Origin of the sequence: Sarcina sp. DSM 11001, from assembly GCF_900101015.1 — a bacterium.
Taxonomy (GTDB): Bacteria; Bacillota; Clostridia; order Lachnospirales; family Lachnospiraceae; genus CAG-791.
Window position 1 is genome coordinate 1 of the sequence record NZ_FNFZ01000071.1, and the last position, 1451, is coordinate 1451.

The 1451-nt window shown below is 37.2% G+C and carries 2 protein-coding genes; both read right to left on the bottom strand.

The genetic code is table 11. The features are described from left to right. Positions 1-117: 117 nt before the first annotated feature. Positions 118-582, bottom strand: a complete 465-nt coding sequence (locus BLT02_RS16655; protein ID WP_092998163.1) for a hypothetical protein — start codon at positions 580-582, stop codon at positions 118-120. 3 nt (positions 583-585) lie between these two features. Continuing rightward, positions 586-1206 carry a dCTP deaminase gene (gene dcd / locus BLT02_RS16660; RefSeq protein WP_092998166.1) on the bottom strand — a complete coding sequence of 207 codons (621 nt, stop codon included), beginning with the start codon at positions 1204-1206 and terminating at the stop codon, positions 586-588. Between the last annotated feature and the right edge of the window lie 245 nt (positions 1207-1451).

Sequence of the window (1451 nt, forward strand, 5' to 3'; positions counted from 1 at the left end):
CTCGCTTCCGGTGTTGCGGCTCACAACTTACCGGGTGGACGTCTCCTGTCCACTATGTGAAGCGCCCTTCAGGGCGCACTGCCTGACACCAAGGTTGCAAGGTTTTGAACAACTGGCTTAATGGCATTGCAATGTAGGGTGGGAAAGTTTTAATAAACGTAGTAACTCATTTAAAAAGAGCCATGCAAAAATTCCTATACATATTAATAATAAAACTACTGCAATAATTATTGTGGGCATTATAGAGGAGATTGTTACACTTCCTTTATAAAAGCCAATAATATCTGTGAGTTGATTAACCAGTAAACCTACAAATGCAGCTACAATAAACCCATTTATCATCAATTTTTTAAATTCATCAATTAGTTTCATCCCAGCTTTTTGATCGATGATTTCCTCTGCTTCTTTTACAGCTTCGTCTCGAATATCCTCTTTCACTTCTTCATATATATCATCGATAAGCTGTCTTTTTATGGCACTTACATACTGAGCCTTCACATCTTGATCTACATCTTTCAGAAACAGATTAGGATCTTGAAGCGAGATATATTTATCTACTAAAGTATTGAGTGTATCAGACATTGATTAGTCCTTTTGAAGTAAATAAGTTAGTGCATTACTTACAGTTTTATTAAACTCATCCGTAGCGACTCCACCGATGAATCTTTCTTCGTTTTGATAAGCGGCATCTGGTTTATTTTTATATAACTTTTCTTCAGAAGGTTTTGATTTTAACTCTTCAAAAACTATTTGCGCAATTCTGATGCCTGGGTATATTTTTATAGCACATTCTGTAGCATTAAATAACCCTATTTGAAGATTGCCAGAATAAGTTGAATTACAGTGCTGATCACTGACCAATAATCCAAGTCTTGTGAATCGTGTTCTCGGACGAATATGTGCTGTTAAATCATCTGGTAATGCTATTCTCTCCTTTACTGTCACTAAAACATACTCTTTGGGGAAAATAATATATCCCGCTTTAGTCAATACTACCTTTTTATAAATAGAATCAATATCTATCTGATTAGTAATATCAACTACTCTGATTTCTTTTCCAAGAGTAACTATACTATTTCCAATTGACAAATCATAGGACTCACTCTGTAACGCTTCTTCAGTAAAAGGAGTAATCATCCCACCTGGTATCTTCCTCTTTTTGTCGCCTAAACACAATGCTCTAATCTCTTTATCTGTTAGTATCATTACTATATCCCTTTTGTCCTAATTACTGGACAGCCAAATAGTTATAAGATAACGTAAGCACGGTCATCCCGGTGCCAAAGTTTTATAGTTAAAGACTTATTATATCCTAATCTCTCTCTTGGTGTCAGGCACCAACATGTGTGACCACGTTGGGTCGAGTAGACGGGGGGATTGCTCCCTCCGCCCCTCACAGAATTCCGGACTTGCGGCTTTCCCGCATCCGGCTCTTTACGAGACTAATCGAT

Coding starts and splice junctions, on each gene's coding strand:
- dcd (WP_092998166.1), bottom strand. CDS start 1,206: ATGATACTAACAGATAAAGAGATTAGAGCATTGTGTTTAGGCGACAAA.
- BLT02_RS16655 (WP_092998163.1), bottom strand. CDS start 582: ATGTCTGATACACTCAATACTTTAGTAGATAAATATATCTCGCTTCAA.